Source organism: Tautonia sp. JC769 (assembly GCF_040717455.1).
Lineage (GTDB): Bacteria > Planctomycetota > Planctomycetia > Isosphaerales > Isosphaeraceae > Tautonia.
Map to the genome: position 1 here is coordinate 283,049 of NZ_JBFEFH010000006.1, position 21,036 is coordinate 304,084.

The 21,036-nt window shown below is 66.1% G+C and carries 16 protein-coding genes and 1 pseudogene; 9 read left to right on the plus strand and 8 right to left on the minus strand.

Annotated features, from left to right (window positions below; genetic code table 11):
• Positions 1-44: 44 nt before the first annotated feature.
• Together gnd and AB1L88_RS09180 are read left to right on the plus strand one after the other, a co-directional pair.
• On the plus strand, positions 45-1,508 hold the full coding sequence (gnd, locus tag AB1L88_RS09175; RefSeq protein ID WP_367096346.1) for a decarboxylating NADP(+)-dependent phosphogluconate dehydrogenase: 1,464 nt from the start codon (positions 45-47) through the stop codon (positions 1,506-1,508).
• Positions 1,509-1,726: 218 nt separating this feature from the next.
• Entirely contained in the window at positions 1,727-3,031 is a 1,305-nt protein-coding gene (locus AB1L88_RS09180) for a nucleotide pyrophosphatase/phosphodiesterase family protein (protein WP_367096347.1), read from the plus strand.
• Here AB1L88_RS09180 and AB1L88_RS09185 read toward each other — a convergent pair whose 3' ends face one another.
• A complete protein-coding gene (locus tag AB1L88_RS09185; protein ID WP_367096348.1) occupies positions 3,032-5,458 on the minus strand; it encodes a DNA topoisomerase 3 in 2,427 nt (808 codons plus the stop codon). It lies immediately after the preceding gene.
• 313 nt (positions 5,459-5,771) lie between these two features.
• Between AB1L88_RS09185 and AB1L88_RS09190 the strand changes: the two genes are divergently transcribed.
• Complete coding sequence (locus AB1L88_RS09190; RefSeq protein WP_367096349.1) at positions 5,772-6,647, plus strand: sugar phosphate isomerase/epimerase; 876 nt, start codon at positions 5,772-5,774, stop codon at positions 6,645-6,647.
• Between the two features lie 99 nt (positions 6,648-6,746).
• Here the strand turns inward: AB1L88_RS09190 and AB1L88_RS09195 are convergent, their stop codons facing one another.
• Complete coding sequence (locus tag AB1L88_RS09195; RefSeq protein ID WP_367096350.1) at positions 6,747-7,283, minus strand: ACT domain-containing protein; 537 nt, start codon at positions 7,281-7,283, stop codon at positions 6,747-6,749.
• Positions 7,284-7,434: 151 nt separating this feature from the next.
• Between AB1L88_RS09195 and AB1L88_RS09200 the strand changes: the two genes are divergently transcribed.
• Together AB1L88_RS09200 and AB1L88_RS09205 are read left to right on the plus strand one after the other, a co-directional pair.
• Positions 7,435-8,523: an isochorismatase family protein gene (locus AB1L88_RS09200; RefSeq protein WP_367096351.1), complete on the plus strand. Its 1,089-nt coding sequence runs from the start codon at positions 7,435-7,437 to the stop codon at positions 8,521-8,523.
• Between the two features lie 37 nt (positions 8,524-8,560).
• On the plus strand, positions 8,561-9,571 hold the full coding sequence (locus tag AB1L88_RS09205; protein WP_367096352.1) for a polysaccharide deacetylase family protein: 1,011 nt from the start codon (positions 8,561-8,563) through the stop codon (positions 9,569-9,571).
• A gap of 643 nt (positions 9,572-10,214) precedes the next feature.
• On the opposite strand, the gene AB1L88_RS09210 is transcribed toward AB1L88_RS09205, so the two are convergent.
• The 3 genes from AB1L88_RS09210 to AB1L88_RS09220 form a co-directional block, all read right to left on the minus strand.
• A complete protein-coding gene (locus AB1L88_RS09210; RefSeq protein WP_367096353.1) occupies positions 10,215-11,189 on the minus strand; it encodes a zinc-dependent alcohol dehydrogenase family protein in 975 nt (324 codons plus the stop codon).
• 64 nt (positions 11,190-11,253) lie between these two features.
• On the minus strand, positions 11,254-11,919 hold the full coding sequence (locus tag AB1L88_RS09215) for an isochorismatase family protein (RefSeq protein ID WP_367096365.1): 666 nt from the start codon (positions 11,917-11,919) through the stop codon (positions 11,254-11,256).
• A 150-nt stretch (positions 11,920-12,069) separates the two neighbouring features.
• Positions 12,070-12,978: an AraC family transcriptional regulator gene (locus AB1L88_RS09220; protein WP_367096354.1), complete on the minus strand. Its 909-nt coding sequence runs from the start codon at positions 12,976-12,978 to the stop codon at positions 12,070-12,072.
• A 265-nt stretch (positions 12,979-13,243) separates the two neighbouring features.
• On the opposite strand from AB1L88_RS09220, the gene AB1L88_RS09225 reads away from it, so the two are divergent.
• On the plus strand, positions 13,244-14,083 hold the full coding sequence (locus AB1L88_RS09225; RefSeq protein WP_367096355.1) for a TatD family hydrolase: 840 nt from the start codon (positions 13,244-13,246) through the stop codon (positions 14,081-14,083).
• Positions 14,084-14,174: 91 nt separating this feature from the next.
• Complete coding sequence (locus tag AB1L88_RS09230) at positions 14,175-14,570, plus strand: hypothetical protein (RefSeq protein ID WP_367096356.1); 396 nt, start codon at positions 14,175-14,177, stop codon at positions 14,568-14,570.
• 82 nt (positions 14,571-14,652) lie between these two features.
• Here AB1L88_RS09230 and AB1L88_RS09235 read toward each other — a convergent pair whose 3' ends face one another.
• From AB1L88_RS09235 to AB1L88_RS09245, 3 genes are all read right to left on the minus strand, one after another.
• Entirely contained in the window at positions 14,653-15,918 is a 1,266-nt protein-coding gene (locus AB1L88_RS09235; RefSeq protein ID WP_367096357.1) for an alkaline phosphatase family protein, read from the minus strand.
• Positions 15,919-16,078: 160 nt separating this feature from the next.
• Entirely contained in the window at positions 16,079-16,981 is a 903-nt protein-coding gene (locus AB1L88_RS09240; protein ID WP_367096358.1) for a UbiA family prenyltransferase, read from the minus strand.
• 11 nt (positions 16,982-16,992) lie between these two features.
• Positions 16,993-17,850 (minus strand): sugar phosphate isomerase/epimerase family protein, encoded by an 858-nt coding sequence (locus tag AB1L88_RS09245; protein ID WP_367096359.1) that lies wholly within the window; start codon positions 17,848-17,850, stop codon positions 16,993-16,995.
• A 262-nt stretch (positions 17,851-18,112) separates the two neighbouring features.
• On the opposite strand from AB1L88_RS09245, the gene AB1L88_RS09250 reads away from it, so the two are divergent.
• Complete coding sequence (locus tag AB1L88_RS09250) at positions 18,113-18,832, plus strand: arginyltransferase (protein ID WP_367096360.1); 720 nt, start codon at positions 18,113-18,115, stop codon at positions 18,830-18,832.
• Between the two features lie 131 nt (positions 18,833-18,963).
• Positions 18,964-21,036, plus strand: a pseudogene (locus AB1L88_RS09255) (hypothetical protein); the annotation flags it as partial.

Genomic DNA, 21,036 nt, shown 5'->3' on the forward strand with positions numbered 1-21,036 from the left:
CGCTCAAAAGACCCCGATCGACCCGACAGACAGAGACTCTTCCGATGGCCACTCCCACCGCCGACATCGGCCTGATTGGTCTCGCCGTCATGGGCGAGAACCTCGTTCTGAACATGGAAAACCACGGGTTCACCGTGGCCGTCTACAACCGGACGACCAGCCGGGTGGACGAGTTCCTCGCGGATCGGGCGAAAGGGAAGAAGATCGTCGGTTGCCACAGCATCGAGGAGCTGGTCGCCTCGCTCAAGTCCCCGCGCAAGATCATGATCATGGTCAAGGCGGGCGCGGCGGTCGACGCCGTGATCGACCAGCTCGTCCCCCACCTGGACAAAGGGGACATCCTCATCGACGGCGGCAACACCCATTACCCGGACACGACCCGGAGGACCCGAGCCCTGAAGGAAAAAGGGCTCCAGTTCATCGGCACGGGGGTCTCGGGCGGCGAGGAGGGGGCCCTCAAGGGCCCCTCGATCATGCCCGGGGGCGACCCCGAAGCCTGGCCGCACGTGAAGCCGATCTTCCAGGCGATCGCCGCGAAGGTGGACGACGGCACCCCGTGCTGCGACTGGGTCGGCCCCGAAGGGGCGGGCCATTACGTGAAGATGGTCCACAACGGGATCGAATACGGCGATATGCAACTCATTTGCGAGGCCTATCACCTGCTGCATTCGCTCCTCGGCTTCAACGCCGATGCGCTGCACGAGGTCTTCGACCGCTGGAACTCGGGGCCGCTCGACAGCTACCTGATCGAGATCACCCGCGACATCTTCGGCTTCCGCGACCCCGAGACCGGAACGCCGATGGTCGACCTGATCCTCGACACCGCCGGCCAGAAGGGGACCGGGAAGTGGACCGTCGTCTCGTCGGCCGACCTCGGCGTGCCCCTGACCCTGATCGCCGAGGCCGTCTACGCCCGATGCCTCTCGGCCCTGAAGGACGAGCGCGTCCGGGCCTCGAAGGTCCTCAAGGGGCCGGCCGACGAGGGCTTCTCGGGGAACATCCAGCAGTTCGTCGATGACGTCGAGATGGCCCTCTACGCCAGCAAGATCATGTCCTATGCCCAGGGCTTCGCCCTGATGAACGCCATGGCGAAGGAGTCGGGCTGGACGATCGACAACGGCAAGGTCGCCCTGATGTGGCGGGGCGGCTGCATCATCCGGAGCGCCTTCCTGGGCAAGATCAAGGAGGCGTTCGACCGCAGCCCCGACCTCGATAACCTCATGCTCGATCCCTACTTCCACCGCGAGATCGAGCGTGCCCAGAACGGGTGGCGGCGGGTCGTCTCGGTCGCGGTGAGCCACGGGATCCCGATCCCGGCCATGAGCTCGGCCCTCGCCTATTACGACGGCTACCGCTCGGATCGGCTTCCGACGAACCTGCTCCAGGCTCAGCGCGACTACTTCGGCGCTCACACCTACGAGCGCATCGACCGCTCCCGGGGCGAGTTCTTCCACACCAACTGGACCGGACGCGGCGGAACGACCGCCTCGACCTCCTACAACGCCTGAGCCCGTCCGTCTCCCTCCTTCCCGCCACCCAACCGGCCCGGGCCAGCGGGACAGCGTTGCAACCGCTGTCCCGTCCTGCCCCCTCATCGCGGTTCATGCAGAACGGAATCGGTCGCACCCTTCATCAAATCCTCATTCCGTCCCGATACACTTGTGTGGATGGCAAGCCCGCCCGGGCCGTGCCCGGCTCCGATCGACGTTTGAGAAGGGGAGCGTTCATGCACCTGTCTTTCCAATTGCTGGCAATCGCCCTCATGATGGGCCCTGCCGGGGGACCATCCGAGGTCGAGGCGGAGGCCAGGGACGGCTCGGCCGACTCGAAGACGGTGGTCGTCTGGATCAGCCTCGACGGCTGGCGGTCGGATTACCTCGACCGCGGGGCGTCACCCTTCCTCAACGAGCTTGCGGAGCAGGGGGCGAGCAGCCGAGCCTTGATCCCAGCCTTCCCCTCCCTGACGTTCCCGAGCCACGTCTCCCAGGCGACCGGGGTGGGGGTCGAACGCCACGGAATTCCCAGCAACAGCTTCTATGATGACGAAACCGGGCTGTTCCACCGCTATCCGGGGGATGCGGCCTTGCTCGAGGCCGAGCCGATCTGGCTGACGGCCGCCCGGCAAGGCTTGCGGGTGGCCTCACTCGACTGGACCCTCTCGCACAACCAGCTCGGACCGATTCGGACGGCGTATTTCGACCCGGCCTTCGATGGCAAGCTGTCCGACGCCGAGCGCCTCAATCGCCTGATTGCGCTCTTGCGGGCCGATGAGAGCGACCAACCCCTCCAACTGCTGATGGGCTACGGGAGCGGCCTCGACAAGGCCGGCCATTCCTTCGGCCCCGATGCCCCCGAGGTGGACGAGGCGATCCGGGAAACCGATGCGCTTCTCAGCCGGTTTCACGCGAATCTCCTCGAATTCTGGCGAGCGAGGATGTCGCCGGACGACCGGCTGATCCTGCTCATCACCACCGATCACGGCATGTCGGCGGTCTCAACCATGGTCGATCTCGATCGCTTGGCCGGGGTCGAGCGGGCTCCGGGGGTCGTTCGGATGTCGAGCGGCAACCTCGGGCATATCTTCTTCACCGAGCGCAACGATCCGGAACGCGAGTCGAAAATCGATGACGTGATCGAGCGGGTGAATGGGTATGACTTCGCCCGTGCCTTCCGTCGCGGCCGACTGCCGCAAGCCTGGCAGTATCGGCACCCGACCCGGGTGGGCGACGTGGTCGTGGTCCTGGACAAGGGCTTCGCCTTCTCCGGGAGGGGGTTCGAGTCCGCCGACGCCCACGTCACCGCCCCGGTGGAAGTCGTGGGAGGACCGTTGGGAATGCACGGTTACGACCCTGTCACCAATCCCGAAATGCTCGGATCTGCCATCATTTGGCGCTTCCCCGAGCCGATCGGCGGCCTCGACCTCGGCCCCGTTCACTCCCTCCAGCTCCATGCCACCGTGGCCCGGATGCTCGGAATCGAACCGGCCGAAGGGGCACGACCCGACGCGATTGACCTCCCCGGGCTGGAGTGATTACGACTCGAAGTCGAGGCGGACCTCCCCATCCTCGACTTTCAATCGCGCGGAGAACGGCTTCCCGGCTTTCGACGTGAACCCCTTGAGGAGGGCCGTCTTCCCCTGGGTCAGCAGCGTCCGAGCCGTGCGGGCGGAGATCCGTTTCCCTGAGATCGACTTCCAGATCGCAAACGAACATCCGGATTGCCACGCCTTGCAGCTGAACGACCTGGGTTGCTCGACCACATCGGCCCCGCAGCGAGGGCAATTCCCCAATGCGATCGCCGCAAACGCGGCGTTCGACTCCTCCGTCGGGGCTGGCTTCGACGCGCTCCTTCGCCTCGACGTCTTCGAGCGGGGCGACCCCGCCGATCGGGTCTGAGAGGCGGTGGCAGCAGCCCCGAATCGCCTCGGGAGCTTTTGGGGGACCGGAATGGGGAGGAGGTCCCCCGAGTCCGCCAGCCTCAGGATCACGGGACCGGCCTCAGGAACGGTGATGGCTCGCGTGAGCACCCGCCTCTGGAGGAGTTCGCGGATCTGTTCCTCGCCCAGAGGCACCCCCTGGAACTCCCTCCAGAGGACGAAGGAGCAGCCGTCTTTCCAGCCTGAACACCCGAACCCGCGCTTGCCCGCGATGACCGGACGGCCGCACCGGGGGCAATCTCCCAGCCGCGTCGGGTCGATCGGCTCCTCCGGACCCTCCCCCACGATCGATCGGGTGAACCGGGCGATTTCTCCCATGAAGCTTCTCGGATCGAGCCGACCACGCTCGATCTCGCGAAGCTTGGCCTCCCAGTCGCCGGTCAGCTCGGGGGAGGTCAGCGGCCGCGATCGGATGGACGCGATCAGGAAGCGTCCCAGGTCGGTCGCGGCCAGGCTCTTCTTCTCTCGGACGATATAGCCGCGCGTCAGCAGGGTTTCGATGATCGAGGCTCGGGTGGCGGGTGTCCCGAGCCCACGCTCCTTCAATGCGTCGCGGAGCTGTTCGTCCTCGACGAAGCGGCCGGCGGTTTCCATGGCGGCGAGCAAGGTCGCCTCGGTATAGGGCTTCGGCGGGCTGGTCTCACCGCGTCGCACGGAGGGTTCGTGGGGACCCGACTCCCCCGGGAGAAATTCCGGAAGTTCCTGTTCCTCCTCCTTCGCGTCGTCGGCCTTGCGGGGATAGAGGACGGTCCATCCGGGATCGACCACCCGGATGCCCCGCGCCCGGAAGGGCACCTCGGCTGCTGTCGCGTTGACGGTCGTCACCTCCTTGATGCACGGCGGGAAGAAGGCCGCGATCAGCCGGGTGACGACCGCGTCGAACACCTTCGCGGCCCCGGGGTGCAGGGATCCGGGGGTTTTGCCCGTCGGGAGGATCGCGTGGTGATCGCTGACCTTCGAGTCGTCGATCATCCGATTGCTGAAGGAGAGGGAAGACAGGTCGAGCGCCCCGACCGCCTCCGGCTTGATCGCCCGGAGCTTCTCCAGGATGCCGGGCAGCTTCCCTTTCATGTCGTTGCCGAGGTGTCGCGAGTCGGTCCGGGGATAGCTGATGAGTTTCGCTTCATAGAGGGATTGGGCCGCCTTCAGGGTTTCGTCGGCGGAGAGCCCGAAGCGGCGGTTCATGTCGCGTTGCAGGTCGGTCAAGTCGTAGAGTTGCGGCGGCAGGACGCGCTCTCGCTTCCGGTCCACCCCCAGGATGCGAAGCGGATGATCCCGGACGCGATCGAGCACTTCCTGAGCGTCCTCCTCGGCCTTGAAGCGGCCGCGCGTGCAGGAAAACACCACGCCCCGATAGCGGGTCAGGAGCTCCCAGAACGGCTCGGGCCGAAAGGTCCGAATCTCCTCATCTCTGCGAACGATGAGCGCCAACACGGGGGTCTGGACGCGACCGACGCTCCAGAGGACGCCGGTCGGTCGCTGGCGCACCGTCTGCGATCGCGTGGCATTCAGCCCGACGAGCCAGTCGGCCTCACTCCGGCATCGGGCGGCCGCGTACAACTGGTCGTACTCGGCGAGCGGACGGAGCCGGTCGAACGCGTCCCGAATCGCCTCCCGGGTGAGCGAGCTGAGCCAGAGGCGACGGGCCGGCTTCCGGGTGCAGCCGGTCAGTTCGAGGATGTACCGGACAATCAATTCTCCTTCCCGGCCGGCGTCGGTCGCGGCGATGATCTCGTCGGCGCCTCTCAGCAGCTTGCGAACCGTGGCCAATTGGCTGCTCGCGCCCCGATCGGCGATCGCCTTCAGCTCGAAGCGGTCTGGGACGATCGGCAGGGTTTCCAGCGACCATTTTTTCAGCGAGGGGTCGTAATCTTCCGGCTCCTTCAGCGTCGCCAGATGACCGAGAGCCCAGGTCACCTGATAGCCGTTGCCCTCGAAATAGCCGTCGCGACGGCCGGATGCGCCGAGAAATGCGGCCAGGTCGCGGGCGACCGACGGTTTTTCGGCGATGACGACGATCATGCCCCCTCAGCTCCCGGGACCTTCGGCAAACGGGGCGACCCACCATCTCGACCCCATCTTCTGACCGATTGTACACGCCACCCGACCGGAATCGGAACCGAATCCCGAGGCGATCCTGGCTCGGCCTCGGGGAATCCCGGGCACGCTCGGCCGGGGGTCGAAAACGGCGAGGGAACGCGAGCATCGGGGCGCGATCGCCATTACAATCGGGGAGGTCCGGGATGGCCGCCCGATCGGGGGGGCTGAGTTCCCGGGGCGCGTGGATCCCCCGCGTCGAGTCGAATCCGACATCCCCACGTTGCAGTTCGGAGGAATGATGATTCGCAACGCGACCCTCTCCCGCCGCCTGATGGTGCCGGCGGTCGTCCTGATCGTGAGCTCCGCGGCCCAGGCCCAGCCTCAGATCCCGGACGATGCGAAGATCGGCGGCTTCGCGATCGGCTGCCAGGCCTACACCTTCAACCGCTTCACGGCGTTCGAGGCGATCGAGAAGACCGCCCAGGCCGGCGGCAAGGTCATCGAGTTCTACCCGGGGCAGGCCCTCAGCCCCGAGGAACGCGACCTGAAAGTCGGCCACGACCAGCCGGAAGCGGTCATCGCCAAGCTGAAGTCGAAGCTGGACGAGCACGGCCTGGTCGCCGTCAACTACGGCGTGGTCGGCGTGCCGAACGACGAGGAAGGGGCCCGCAAGGTCTTCGAGTTCGCCAAGGCCATGGGCATGCGGGCGATCACGACCGAGTCGGTCGACGCGATTGACGTCCTGGAGCAACTGGCGAAGGAATACGACATCGCCGTCGCCTTCCACAACCACCCGAGCCGACCGGACAACCCCGACTACAAGGTCTGGGATCCGAATTACATCGCCGAGCTGGTCAAGGACCGGGACGAGCGCCTCGGAGCCTGTGCGGATACGGGCCACTGGGCGCGATCGGGGCTGAACCCGGTCGATTGCCTGAAGATCCTCAAGGGCCGGATCATCAGCTCGCACCTGAAGGACCTGAACGAGATGGGCCGCTCCGGCCACGACGTCCCCTACGGGACCGGCGTCTGCGACATCGCGGGAGTGCTCGACGAGCTGAAGGCCCAGGGGTTCGAGGGGAACATCTCGATCGAGTACGAACACGACTGGGAGAACAACGTGCCGGGCGTGGCCCAGTGCATCGGCTTCGTCCGGGGCTACACCCGCTGAGGCGGCACGACTCGCCCGCTTCGATGATGCCCGGCGACGGGACTCCGAGGTGGCCCTCTCGCGAGCGACGACGGGCCACCTCGGAGGCGGAAACCGCCGTCAATCGTCGGCTTCCGGGGCCACTCGGACATCCAGGTTCATCTCGTTGCCGATCGAGAGCAGGCCCTCGCTCCACGAACGCTCGCCGAGATCGGGCGGGACGGCCACGCTCGCCGACATGTTGAACAGGGGAACGCCTCCGAAGGGAGCCGAGGTCGTCTCGGTCTCCATCGACTCGATGCTGATCCCCTGCGTCGAGAGGTAGCGGGCGATCCGGTGGACGATCCCCTCGTTGTCGGCCCCCTCGACCTCGATCCGGAACCCTTGCCATCCGGGGTGAGCTTCCGCGTAAGGCCGATCGGTCGCGGTGATGGTGAGCTTGTAGTCGCGGGCGGTCAGCCCCTCCAGCCCCTCGTGCAGGTCCTCCGCCCCCGATTCCGGGAGGCTCACGAGCATCAAGACGGCAAATTCACCCCCGAGCCGCGCCATGCGACTGGTCTCCACGTTCCCGCCGCGATCGAGCAGGATGCGGGTCAACTCCTCGACAATTCCGATGCGATCCGCGCCCGTGAGGGTGAGAATGACGTGCCTGCTCATGCACCGACTCCCGTGACCGGCTTGCCTGCGTCTCCGCGTTCCAGGACCAATCCTTCGAGCTTAACCCGCCGCTTGCCCCGATCGAAGTGAGAAAGGGGCGATTCCCCCGTGAAGTTCCCCCCCGACGCCCCGCATCCCCCGGAGCCTCCCGATGCGACGCCCCTCAAGCCGTGCGATCCTCCTGTTCGCCCCCTGGACGCTCTGCCTGTTGGGAGCCGGTCCGGATGACCCGAGCGGCGAGACACGCACGTATACCAACCGGTTGACCCCGATCGCCGATCCGGGGCCGATCCTCGCCGAATTCCCCCAGTTCGTCGCCCCCATCGAGGAGACGGCGCGTTTCGAGGCCCCGGTGCTCGTGGACGATCCCGAGGCCGATCTCGATGTCCGCGCCTGGCGGTTCTCCTACAACGCGAGGGGAATCATCGAGGTCCCCAATCGCCTGCGGGGCGACCAGACCGCCATCGTGGTGGTCCACCCCTGGGGGATCGACGACGGCCAGGGGTGGGACACCCCCGAGCCGGCCGGGGCCGCGTTCCAGTGCACCCCGGTCAAGAATGCCATCGCGCTCGACCATGCGAAGACGGTCATCAACCCGTTCCTGGAGGCGTGGAGGGGCTCGGTCGGCGCCGTCGTCTACAGCCTCCCCGGCGCCGAGGACCCGATTCGGGCCAAGCTCTACCGATCGGTCCGCGGCACGCCCTCCGCGGAAGATCGAACGGAAGGCAAGCGGGAACTCTCCGAGACCCTGCGATCCTTCTCATCTCGCGGGGCTCCCCTGCCGGAGACCATCAGCGTCTCGACGAACACCCCGACGATCGACTACTTCCGATCCTTCCCGGGGCTCGATGCCGGGCCGACGTATGACCCTCCCGGGTTCTGGGACCTCCCGATCCCGGTCATGGACGCGATCGAGGTCGACCCGAGCGACGTGGTCATCTACGACGCCGAGGGGTACGACCTGCTGCGCGAATTCCTCCGATCCCGGGGCATCCGTCACGTTCTCCTGGCGGGATACAACACGGACATGTGCGTCTGTTCCACCACGGCCGGTTATGAGAACCTGCGGGACGACTTCAACGTCTTCCTGATCGGCGACGCGACCCTCGCCACCTTCCCGGCCAACCCCCGCCCCAGCCTGGCGACCAATGCCGCCGTCTCCTTCGCCGCGCTCGACCTGTTCATCACGCAGGTCTCCTGGATCCGCCCCCGGGCGGACACACGCTCCACCCCCGATTGACCTGGTCCCGACGATCCAACGACCCCGGGGCATCGCCATGATCGACCGCCGTCAATTCCTCGCCCGCAGCACCGCGCTCGCCTCGCTAGCAACCGCCTCGCCAGCAACCGCCTCGCCTCGGGCGATGGCCCGGGCCCGGGACGATGAACCGAAGCAGGCGCTCGTGGCGATCACGCTCGACCTGGAAATGTCTCGCCAGTACCCGACCCGCGACCAGCTCCACTGGGATTACGAGAAGGGGAATCTCGACCAGGATACGAAACGCTACGCCCTGGAGGCCGCCCGGCGCGTCTCGGACCGAGGGGGCACGATCCACTTCTTCGCCCTCGGCCGGACGATGGAGCAGGACGACGTCTCCTGGCTCGGGCAGATCGCCGAGGCCGGCCATCCGATCGGCAATCACACGTACGATCACGTCAATGTCCTGGCAACGGAGCACGAAGCCATCCAGTTCCGGTTTCGGCGCGCCCCGTGGCTCATCGAAGGCCGATCCGTCGAGGAGGTGCTCCGCGAGAACATCCGCCTGGCCGACCGGGCCTTGCGCACCCGCCTCGGCATCGGGGTCGCCGGATTCCGGACCCCGGGCGGATTCCCGGACGGCATCGGACAACGAGCTGACATCCAGCAGATGCTGATGGATCAGGGCTACCGCTGGGTCAGCAGCAAGTACCCCGCGCACCCGTCGAGCACGCCCGGGACGCCTCCCGACGACGCCCTGCTCGACGCCATCGTCGCGGCCCAGGCCGAGGCCCAGCCCTTCCGCTACCCTTCGGGCCTGATCGAGGTCCCCATGAGCCCGATCAGCGACGTCGGCGCGTTCCGGACCGGCCGATGGCCGCTCGAAGCCTTCCTCGAATCGATCCGCCGCTGCGTCTCTCGGGCGATCGACCGCGGAGCCGTCTTCGATTTCCTGGCCCATCCCTCCTGCCTGCTGGTCGAGGATCCCGAATTCCGATCGATCGACTTGATCTGCGACCTGGTCCACCGGGCGAAGGACCGGGCCGCGATCGTCGACCTGGAGGCGATCGCCCGTCGGGTCCCGCAATGACACGATTCCTCGCCGCTGGCTCGCCGTTTTCCCGGGGCTGGTCCTCGTGGTAACCTGAATCGAGTGCACACAAGGCCACCGGGGATCCTTACCCCCGGATCACGCATCGCCCTTCGATCGTCGCGAAACCTCCCGCCTTCGGTGACAGAAGGAGCAATAGGGCATCATGGATGACATCGACCCGCACAAATTCCAGGCAGACCGATCAGCGCAAATGCCACAATAATAAGCGCTTAGTCCTGTCCCGCGAATGTGTCACACCGGGCGGAACGGGCATTTATTCCACGGTTTATCTGGATACCGTGCGATTAACGTGAAGTTAACCGCGCGATGTATGTGTCGCTTTTTCGCTTCATCCGTGACGGGAGATTCACCGCTTCGGGGCAGGTCGAAGTGGGATTCTCGGCATGCCGGTTACCGGCCCGGGTTCCTCACACCCAGGGCGAACCATGCGCCCAATCGCACACGCACTGGCGTGACACCTGAGCGGATGGTCTTGGATCACATCCTGTCCGCCTGGAGGGATCGACCCTCCAGGTGAGAATCCCGAAACCGGGCGCCGATGATCACCCGCTCGAATGTGGGAAGTCGCGGAAACTACAGTTCAATAAGAGCCCAACGCCAAAGAAGAATAAGCATACATTTAATAAATAAGCCGAGGGTCGATTGCAATTGCGATCTTTCCTCGAACACCGTGATTGGGACTCTCCAGCCGGGCATGGGCGAGCGGAATATCGGCGAGCGAATAGACGGCGCCAACGTGTGGCTGGAGCTGACCGCGCTCGATCAATGCGCTCAACTCATCCAGCTTGCCGCGGTTCTGTCTTGTGAAGACGAAGTGATAACTCGCGTTCTTGCCCCAGGCCTGGATGACGTTTTGTGGCTGAGCAATGTCCACGATCGTAACAACGCGGCCAAGTTGCGCGAGCGCGTCGGGGCTGCGCGACAATGTGTTGCCGCCGATGGTGTCGAACACGACATCAACTCCTCGACCACCCGTTTCTCGCATAACGGCGTCGACATAATCCTCTTTTTCGTAATCGATGATCACATCGGCCCCCAAACTTCGTGCGAACTCAACGTTTGCTTCGCGCACGGTCGTAAACACCCTCGCTCCCGTGGCTCTTGCGAGCTGGATCGCCACATGACCGACCCCTCCCGCGCCGCCGTGTACCAGAATGCTTTCCCCCACTCTCAGCGCCGCACGTACGATCAGTGCTTCCCACGCCGTCCCGCCAACCAAGGTCAGGCTTGCCGCCTCGAGATGGCTCAACGAGGCGGGCTTCTTCCCGACGATGCGTTCGGCCGCGACGTGGTACTCGGCATAGCTTCCTGGGCCGTCGAAGATTTGCGGGGTGTACCAGACTTCGTCTCCTGGAGAGAGGGTCGTCACACCCGGCCCGATTTCTTCGACAACGCCAGATATGTCGTGTCCGGTGATGGCCGGCAATTGCACCGAGGCGGGATAATCGCCACGTCGGACCTGGTAATCCAACGGATTGATGGAGGTTGCATGGACCCGGACCAGGACCTGGCCCGCGTGCGGCACGGGCCTGGGTACGTCGCAAAGTTCGAATGAGTCCGGGCCGCCGAATGATTTCAGCACCATCGCTTTCATTGCGATCCTCAATACGTGACCCGCCGGCCTGGTTCGGCGCCTTCGCTTCCTCGGCGAGCGTGGATCACTCATTCGCCCGGCCGGTCTCGAACTTGTCCAGCTTGGTTTCGTGCCCGTCGCGTTGCACGCTCTGGGCCTTATCGTAGCTCTCCATCAGCGCCCGGTAGTGCGGCACGAGGTCGACCATGACTGCCGCGAAGTCCATCGCGTCGGGGCGGTTCCAGGTGCTCATCAGTTCGCCCAGTACGGCGAAGGTGTCGATCGGCATGGCCCCGGCCTGGGTGACGCGGGCGAGCGTCAGGTCGGTGGCCATTTGGGAGTGGTTGCCGGATGCGTCGATGATGCAGAAGACCTTGTATCCGGCGGCCACCGCACTCAACGCCGGGAACGCCATGCAGACGCTGGTGAGCGTGCCGCCGATGAGCAGGGTCTTGCGGCCGGTCTTCTCGATGGCCTCGACCCAGGGAGGGTTGTCCCAGGCGTTGACCTGGCCCGTCCGCGGGATGTAGACGGCCTCCGGGTTTTGCTGGTGAATTTCGGGAATGAGCGGGCCATTCGGGCCGTCGGGGACCGAGGCCGTCGTGAAGGTCGGGACCTTGGCGAGACGGGCCACCTTCGCCAGGGCGATGACGTTGGACCGCAGGACGGGGAGTTCAATGTCCTTGACCAGTTGAAACAGCCCGCTCTGGTGGTCGATGAGCAGCATCACCGCGTCGTCCGGGTCGATCATCCACCTGTTGACTTTGGCCACGATTGTCTCCTAAAGACGAGCGTACTCGATTCTGCACCGCTCCACCGCGATGGCTGCAGAACAGAATAGATGACGGGCTCAGGAGGGTATCGGCGGTTCTTGCTGACGTTTTGGCGGTTCTTGCTGGCTTCAGGCGAATCGCTTGGGGGTGACGCCGACGAGCCGTTTGAAGTGCCGGTTGAGTTGGCTTTGATCGCTGAAGCCGACTTCGGACGCGATCTGGGCGAGCGATAACCGCCCCTCGGCGATGAGTCGCTTGGCGCGCTCGATGCGCTGGTGGATGACGAACTGATGCGGCGGCAGGCCGGTCGTCCGCTTGAACAGCCGGGCGAAATGGAATTCGCTCAGGTGGGCGACATCGGCAAGGTCAGCCAGGGCGATGTTTTGGTCGAGGTGGGCGTGGATGTATGCTTCGACCGCCCGCAACGCATGTCGCCCAAGTCGGCCGCCCGACCCGCGGATGACCCCGTTCGAACCCTGCCTGTTGGACATCTGTCGAATCAGTTGGACGACCAGCACGTTCGCCAGCGACTCGGCACACAGCCGCCCGCCTGGCCCGCCGGTGAGCAACTCGCGGCGAAGGGCCGCGAGGGTGTCGATCACCTCGGGGCTGGATTGGTCGTAGTAGCGAACCGGAAAATGAACGCGGGCCGGGTCGAGATCGAATGCCTCTTCAGCCACCTTGGCGACCAGTGTCGGGGACAACTGGTAGTGGGTCGATTCGATCGTGCTACGCCACCGCCACCGGCTCTCGACGCCGGGCGGCAGGAGGTTCACCGCGTGCGGCAATCCGTCCCCGTTGTGCCGGGCATCGTCGCAACGGTGATCGGTATCCTCTGCAAAGGTTTCGCCTGTGAGGACGAGCCACAGGCATTCGAGGGGCGGGTGGACGACGTCGCTCGCGGGCTGCCGTGTGTCGTGTTCGACCCGAAGCCCATGCCAGCCGAGCGGCGCGCTCGTGTGCCGGAACGCATACGGGATGTGTCCCAGCCGATCATCGGGGGTCAGCGACTTCGGTGGATGGACCTTCCGCGTCATCAAGCACCACTCCTGGCGAACGGTATCGCCATCGTCCCGGATGGGCCAGTTCTCGTCTACGCCCCGACGATCACCCGCTCGAATACGGGAAGTCGCGGAAACAACGGCCATTAGCAGACCGATGGTTTCTTGCCGCGTGCCATCGCTGTATCCTGATGGGCGTAGGAATCGGATCGAATCCTCCGGGCGTATTCTACGGGCCGCCGCCGGAAACCGCACGGCACCGCGACGCAAGCCCTTCAATGGAAAGGGGATAAGTTTTTTCATGGATTACATCGACCCGCACATCCACATGGTCAGCCGGACCACCGACGACTACAAGCGCATGGCCCTGGCCGGATGCGCCCTCATCAGCGAGCCGGCCTTCTGGGCCGGGTTCGATCGCTCCGGACCGGAAGGGTTCCGCGACTATTTCCGGCAGCTCACGGCGTTCGAGCGGAAGCGTTCTCTGGCCCACGGGATCGAGCACCGCACCTGGCTCTGCATCAATGCCAAGGAGGCCGAGGACGTCGAGCTCGCCCGCGCCGTCATCGCCATGATCCCGGAGTTCATCGACAACCCCGAGGTGCTCGGCATCGGCGAGATCGGCCTGAACAAGAACACGCCGAACGAGGCGACCGTCTTCCTGGAGCACCTCGACGTCGCCGCGAAGCTCGACGAGCTGGTCCTCGTCCACACGCCGCACCTGGTGGACAAGTACAAGGGGACCCGGATGATCCTCGACATGGTCCGCGAGTACCGCGACGCCATCGCGCCGGAACGGGTCTGCATCGACCACGTCGAGGAGCACACGATCAAGCCCGCGCTCGACGCCGGCCACTGGGTCGGCATGACCCTCTACCCGACGACCAAATGCACCCCCGCCCGCGCCGCCGACCTGATCGAGGTCTACGGCACCGAACGCATCCTGGTCAATTCGGCCGGCGACTGGGGCCACAGCGATCCCCTGGCCGTCCCGGAATTCATCTTCGAGATGCGCGCCCGAGGTCACGACGACGCGACCATCAAGACCATCGTCTACGACAATCCGCTCACCTTCTTCTCGCAGTGCGTACGATTCTCGTACAACCCCAGGGCCACGCAGGGGGAACCGTCGGAGGTCTGAGGTGCGATGCAGTGTCGAATCCAGGATCGTGACGGAGCCGCTGATGCCTCGGCACCCCGGACCTGTCGAATCAGCTCTCCCGGGGTCCACAATGACCGAACCCTCGAATCCGTATTCCCCCCCGGCGACCCGCCCCCTCGATGATCGCGACACCGCTGGTCGCAGGCCGTCGAGGCTCGGGCTCGTCCTCGCCGTCCCCCTCGCGCTTGCGGCCCTTGCAGCATTCGGGTTCTTGGGTCTCGGCGTGGCCGTGATCGTGATGGCGGAATTCGAAGGACTGGGCGTTCTCTCCCATCCCGACGCGGCCGGGATCATGCTGATGGCGTCTCTCGCGATTCTTGGAGTCGTGTCGATCCTTCTCGTCGATGCAGCCCGTTCCTGCCTGCGTACTCGCTGGAGGCGGGCGGCGACCTCATTCATCCTCAGCCTCGCCATGACCATCACCTTTTTCTACTGCATGGTCCTCGTCAATTCTTTCTCGGCTTGAACCCCGCGCGACGCTCCATCGGTGAGTCGCGCGGGGGGGCGGCTTCGGACTTTCGATGCCCCCAGAACCCCGGGGAGAAGCCTCACCACCGGAGCAGGTCGAGCACGAGGCGGACGACCTCGGAGCTGGAGCAGGGGCGTTCCTCATTCGCCGTGACCATCCCCGGCTCGGAGCAGATGAGGACGCCGATGTAGAGGTCGCTCGGCGGCGGGGCGCCGAGCGAGCCCCGGACGTGGTCCGGGTTGAGCAGGGTCGAATCGCCGATCGGGATGGACGACTCGGTCACGACGACGGGCCGTTCGTCATCGGAGGCCCACCACGACGGGGCGAACCAGGAATCGGGGCAGGCGACGAGCACGACGTCCCCCGCCCTCGGATGATCGAGCCCCAGCAGGTTCCGCTGCTCGTCCGAGGCCACCACCAGCGCCACGCCGTCGCTCTGGGCCCCGGAGAAGGTCGAGGCGACGGTCCCCGCGACCGTAGGGTCATTGAAGTAGATGTGGCAGAGCTGATGATCGGCCAGGGCGAACGCCGGGGAATGGGCCAGATCGACGCCGATTCCCCCCGAGGGCAAGGCCACCGTCCTGAGCAGCCCCAGTTCCCGGAGGACGCGGTTCGGGTAGAGGGTTTCCGTCACCGGCGTCACGATCGACTCGGTGACGGCGACGACGGCGGTCCTCTCCGGCAGCGCCTTGAGGAAGTCGGTGAGCATCGCGTCGAGGGTCCGGATCGCTCGGCCGGCGTGGCGCCCGTCGGGGCCGTAGCGGCGGGCAATCTGGCCGAGATACGGCACGCGGACGACGGCCAGATCCGGGAGCTCTTCCCGGATCATCCGCGCCGCACTCTGGAGGATCCAGGTGCTCGCCGGTTCGAAGGTCGGCTCCTCGGCCTGATCTTCGTTGGGGAAGGGGCCCAGCGCGGCCTCGAGTCGCTGCTGGAGATCTTCGGGGACCGTATGCAACAGTCGGGGGCGATCGACCCAGGCCATCAGGTCGACGTCGGCTCCTCGGGTATCCGGGGTGAACCAGAGCATCACCCGGGCGTCGGGACGTTGCTCGCGGGCCATGTGCCAGAGCTTCCGACCCAGCACCGCCGAGTCGGGCAGGGGGACCGTCACCACGTTCCGGGCGACGCGGTCCAGGAAGACATTGCCGATCAGCCCATGCTCGCGCGGTTCGAGACCCGTCATCAAGGAGGCGAAGGCCGAGGAGGCGAGGCCGGGGAAGGGGGGGACGGCCGATGTCATCGACCCTTGAGATGTCAAGCGTTCCAGCGACCCGAGGCCACCGGGGGTCACATCCCGACACCGGAGCTGGGGAATCGTCAAGAGAACGACGCGATCGGACATCGGCACCTCGGCATCATGCTCGGGAAACCCTCGACGATCGGCGGGCAACCGACGGGCCCAACCCTCGCAAGAAAAGGTCGGGCGTGTCCTCGGGACTCACGCTTCCCTCGAACCACCGATGCCCCGCCCTCGACTCCTTGAGAATCGCCCCTGATCGGGATCAGGTCGAGTAGATCCAACGGGCCGCCAGGGAGGCTGGAATCCAGAGCGCCGCCACGGCCAGGGCCGAGGTCGGCTCCCTGACGCAGGCGACGACCCCCACGTGCAACCAGATCAACGAGAGGACACCGGTCTTGACGGCCTTCTGCAGGGTCTCGGGCCTGGGATCGCTCACGGCGCGGGCACTGGCCCAGAGGATGCGAGACGACACGACCGCGAGGATGACGACGCCCAGCACGGGGAACGCAGGCCGATCAGGCCAGGGACTCGGGAACGCCCCCGCCGACAACCCCGCGCCGAAAAGGGCGATCATCCCCGTCACCTGCAAGATCATGCCGGCGGCCGGGGCGGCTCGCCTCCCGACCTCCGTCTCGAAGCGGCTGATCCAGGTGACTCCCACGATAAAAACGGTCATCGCCGCCGCGACGGCCCAGGCGGCCGGGCCGCCGAAATCCGGAGCAAGGCTCATGCCGAGCAGCACATTCAGGCCCCGGCAAAGCCCCATCAATTCCGGGCCGAACACCGTCCGACGCACGCCCGCGTCGTACGAGACGACGCAGGCGATCAACGCCCCCGCCACCATCGCCGACCTCGCGCCGGCCACACCGGCCGACGCCAGCCCGAGCACCAGCAGGGCCACCGCCATCCCGACCGCGAACGCCCCGGACACCTTGCCGGCGGGCAGGGGACGGCCAGGCCGTTCGGCCCGATCGAGCTCCAGGTCGAACACGTCATTCAAGGCGATCCCGGCGGCATAGATCGCCATCGAGGCGACCACCAGGGGGAGCCAGGACCCTGCATCGACCAGCAGGCCGCCGACGAGGAGCCAACCGCTCAGGCTATCGGCCGCGGCCGTGAAGACGTTCGGCAGGCGAACGAGCTGGAAATAGGGTTTCAAACGCATGGAAACGCGGTTCATCCGGCACCGGCGGGAGTCTCGACCAGGGGCCGCAGGTGCTCCATCGCCTGCCGCGCCGCCACGTCGGGGTCGTCGACGAAGGGGTAGAGTTCGACCGTCACCCAGCCGTCGTAGCCGGTCTCGCGGATCGCCTCGAACACGCCCCGGAAATCGATCGCGCCCGTGCCGGGCACGAGGTGATGGTGCACCCGAGAGGCGGCGATGTCCTCGACGTGGTAGTGCTTCGTCAGATGCGCGAGCTTGGCGATCTGGGTCGGCAGATCCTCGGCCATGCAGTACGCGTGACCGACGTCGAAATTCAGGCCCAGCGACGGGGCGTTCACGCGCTCGGCGACTTCGAGATACTGATCGGTGGTTTCGAGCAGGAGACCCGGCTCCGGCTCGATCAGCAGCAGCACCCCGCGTTGCTCGGCGTGCTCGGCCAGGGGCTTGAGGACCTCGACGAACAGGTCGATGGCCTCTTGCCGCGACTGGCCCGGGGCGATCGGGCCTCCCGGCTCGGTCGTGATGTGCGGGGCGCCCAGCTCGGCGCACAGGTCGAGCGATCGCCGGGTATGATCGATCCGGACGCGGCGGTACCCCTCGTCGGGCTCGATGAACGACGGGTACCAGTAGGGTTGCCGATGGTCGGCGATGGCGTTCATCATGAACGCGTTGACGTTCGAGAACCGGAGCCCATGCCGCTGCATGCTCCGGACGATCGCCTGCTTCGTCCCGTCGAGCAGCCCGGCCGGCCAGGCGTGGGGGACATCGGCCATGAGTTCCAGCCCCTCGTAACCGAGCGCCGCAATCCGCCCGGCGGCCTCGTCGAAGGGGAAACGCATGTACGCATTGGTGCTGAACGCCAGTCGCATCGACGCCTCGCTCGGCCGGTTTCGCGATCCGGGCCTGGGTGGCCGGTCATTGAGCGGCTATTATGACTCCGGTCCAACTCGGCTTCAACCGGTGCTCCGGCCGAGAACCCTCGGTTCGGCTCGGCGGGCTTCTCCAGGGGCCTTCCAGTCAATCAGGGGAAACCGGAGCGCCAGGGGCGTTGAATTTGCGGCAATGTTGGCGAAGAGAGCCGGTTGGAGCGTCGATTTCGATCGTGCCACCCCCCGTCCCGCTCGGAATCTCATGGATATCACCGCTCATGTCGTCTCTCAGATCCGGCCGTGCAGCTACGTGCCCTCGCAGGCTGCCCGCATGGAGTACGAGGTCGTCAGCTCGATGGAGCCGGAAGATTACCTCCGGCGGCTCCAGGCCGGCTGGCGTCGGTTCGGTCGGACCTTGTTCCGGCCCCGGTGCCAGCAGTGCTCGGAATGCCGATCGCTCCGGGTCGATGTCGGCCGGTTCCGCCCCAATCGCAGCATGAAACGCGTGCGAGCGCGGAACCTCGGCTCCGTGGAGTGGACGCGACAGCCGGCGGCCGGCCCGATCGACCCGGAGGTGGTCGACCTCTACGATCGTTACCACCACCAGCAACACGAACGCCGCGGATGGCCGGGTCACGAGCTCGACTCCGCGGAAGACTTCCACGACGCGTTCCTCGACAACCCGATCCCGACCGAACAATGGCACTATCGGCTCGACGGGCGGCTAATCGGGGCCGGTTTCGTCGACGTCTTGCCCGGGGCGCTCTCGGCCATTTATTTCGTCTACGACCACGACGCCCTCGACCGCTCCCCGGGGACCTGGAACATCCTCTGCCTGCTCGATCACGCCGCCGAGCTGGGCCTGCAGCACGTCTATCTCGGCTACTACGTGGCCGAATGCCCCTCGCTTTCTTACAAGGCTCGATTCCGACCGAATGAGATCCTGGGACCCTCGACCTCCTGGATCCCCTTCAACCGCTAGGAGGCACCCCTTGCTCGGACAAAAGTCGGATTCGAACTGTTCCCGCCCGTCGCGTCGTATAGAATGACCTGCAGGATGACCGCCGGTCTGAACGCAGACGATCCGCTCGCAGGAGATTGGGAGGCAGCGCCATGGCCGTGGGCACCGAGCCGCAGCAGCAAGGCAGGATGCTCGACTACGAGCAGTTCGTGGATCATCAACTGCACCTAACCCGTTCCCGCATCCGAGCCACCGAGGTCTTCACCGCGCTGGTGGTGATGGTCACGGGGATCCTCGGCCTGCTGTTGCTGGAGATCGTGCTCGACCACTGGGTCGGCCTGCCGTGGTCCGTCCGGGCGGTCATCCTGCTCGCGGCCCTGCTGGGCGGCGGCTTCGCCTTCGTGCGCTACGTGGTTCGCCCCCTGGTCTCGTCGGTCAACAGCTTCTATGCGGCCTGCACGATCGAGGCGTACGACCCCCGGTTCAAGAACAGCCTGCTCAACTATATCGACCTGCGTCGCCATCGATCGGATCTCCCCCCGGCCGTCCTCCGGACGCTCGAGGCCCGGGCCGTCCGGGATCTCGCCGAGGTGCAGGTGGAGGCGGCGGTCGATCAGCGCCACCTGACCAAGTCGTTCTACGCCCTGGCCGCCGTGGTGGTCTTCTTCTGCCTCTACGTGGTCCTGACCCCGAAGAACGTGCTCGATTCGGCCCGGCGGGCGTTGCTGGCCGACGTCGCCCGGCCGACGAACACGCGGCTCATCAACATCAAGCCCGGCGATGACGAGACGCTCTCCCGCGTCGTCTCCGGCTCGAACGTGACGTTCGAGGCCGAGGTCGACTACCGAGGCATCCGTCCCGACGAGGTCCGCCTCCATTACAGCAGCGACGGCGGCGAGTATTTCGCCTCCACCAGCCTCGATGAGGGCGAGCAGCGCTACGACCCCTGGTCGGTCACCCTCCGCAACGTCCAGCAAGACCTGATCTACTACCTCTCCGCCAACGACTACGAGACGAAGCAGTACCGCCTGACCGTCCTGCCCGCCCCCCGGGTGGTCTCGGTGGTCCACGACCTCGAATTCCCGGAGTACACGGGCGTCCCGGGGCGTGAAGGCGTGGAAGGCGGCAACGTCCGGGCGCTCGAAGGCACGATGGTGACGGTCCGGGCCACCACGAACCAGCCCGCCCGGGCCGGCAATCTCGACCTCGGCGCCCTGGGCTCGGCCCGGCTCGCCGTCTCCTCCACCAATCCCCAGGAACTGACCGGCCGGTTCAAGGTCGACGAGAACGGGTCCTACTCGATCAAGTTCGAGACGACCGACGGCCAGTTCAACCCCGAACCGGTCGTCTACGACATCGAGGCTCTTCCCGATCGCCTGCCCGAGGTCCGCTTCGTCCAGCCCGAGCAGGACCGGACGCAGGTGCCGAGCAACGCCCGGATCGCCCTTGCTCTCACCGCGTCGGACGACTTCGGCCTCTCCTCGGCCTCGCTCCACCTGGAGCGCGAGGGCGCGGCCGTCTTCGAACCTCGGGATTTGCTGGCAGGGAAGGAATCCTCCCGATCGCTCGATCACGCCGAGCCGCTCGACCTCGAAGCGATCGGCGCCCGCCCCGGCGACCGGCTGACCTACTGGGCCGAGGTCCGCGACAACCGCGCACCGACCGCCCAGGACGCCCAGACCGGCCGTCGTGTCCTAGAGATCATCGAGCCGGTCGACGAACCCGAGCCACCCAATCCCGACGAGCAGCAGACCCCTCCGCAAGATCAGCCCCCCCAGGACCAACCCCCGCCCGACGGCTCCCGCCTGGAGGAGGCCCCGCCCCAGGATGCCGCCCCGCCCCAGGATGCCCCCGACCAGAACGCGGGGAATGCCCCCCAATCACCCGAAGGCAACCGCCCTCCCGACCAGCAACCCCCCCAGGATGGAACCGGTCAGCAAGGCCGCGGTACTCCCGGGGCCGACGGCGCCTCCCCGACCGATCCCTCTCAACCGAGTTCCCCCGACGGCACTCCCCGCGACGGCCAATCACCGCCCACCGACCGCCCCCTTTCTCCCGACGAGCAGCAAAAGCTCGACCGCATGCTCAATGCGCTCGACCAGGATCGTCAACAACAACCCCCCAACACCCCTCCCCAGGACCAACCCCGCGAGCAACCTCAGGGCGAGCAGCGCCAGGGCGAGCAAGGTGAGCAACGCCAGGGCGAGCAAAGCGAACAACGCCAG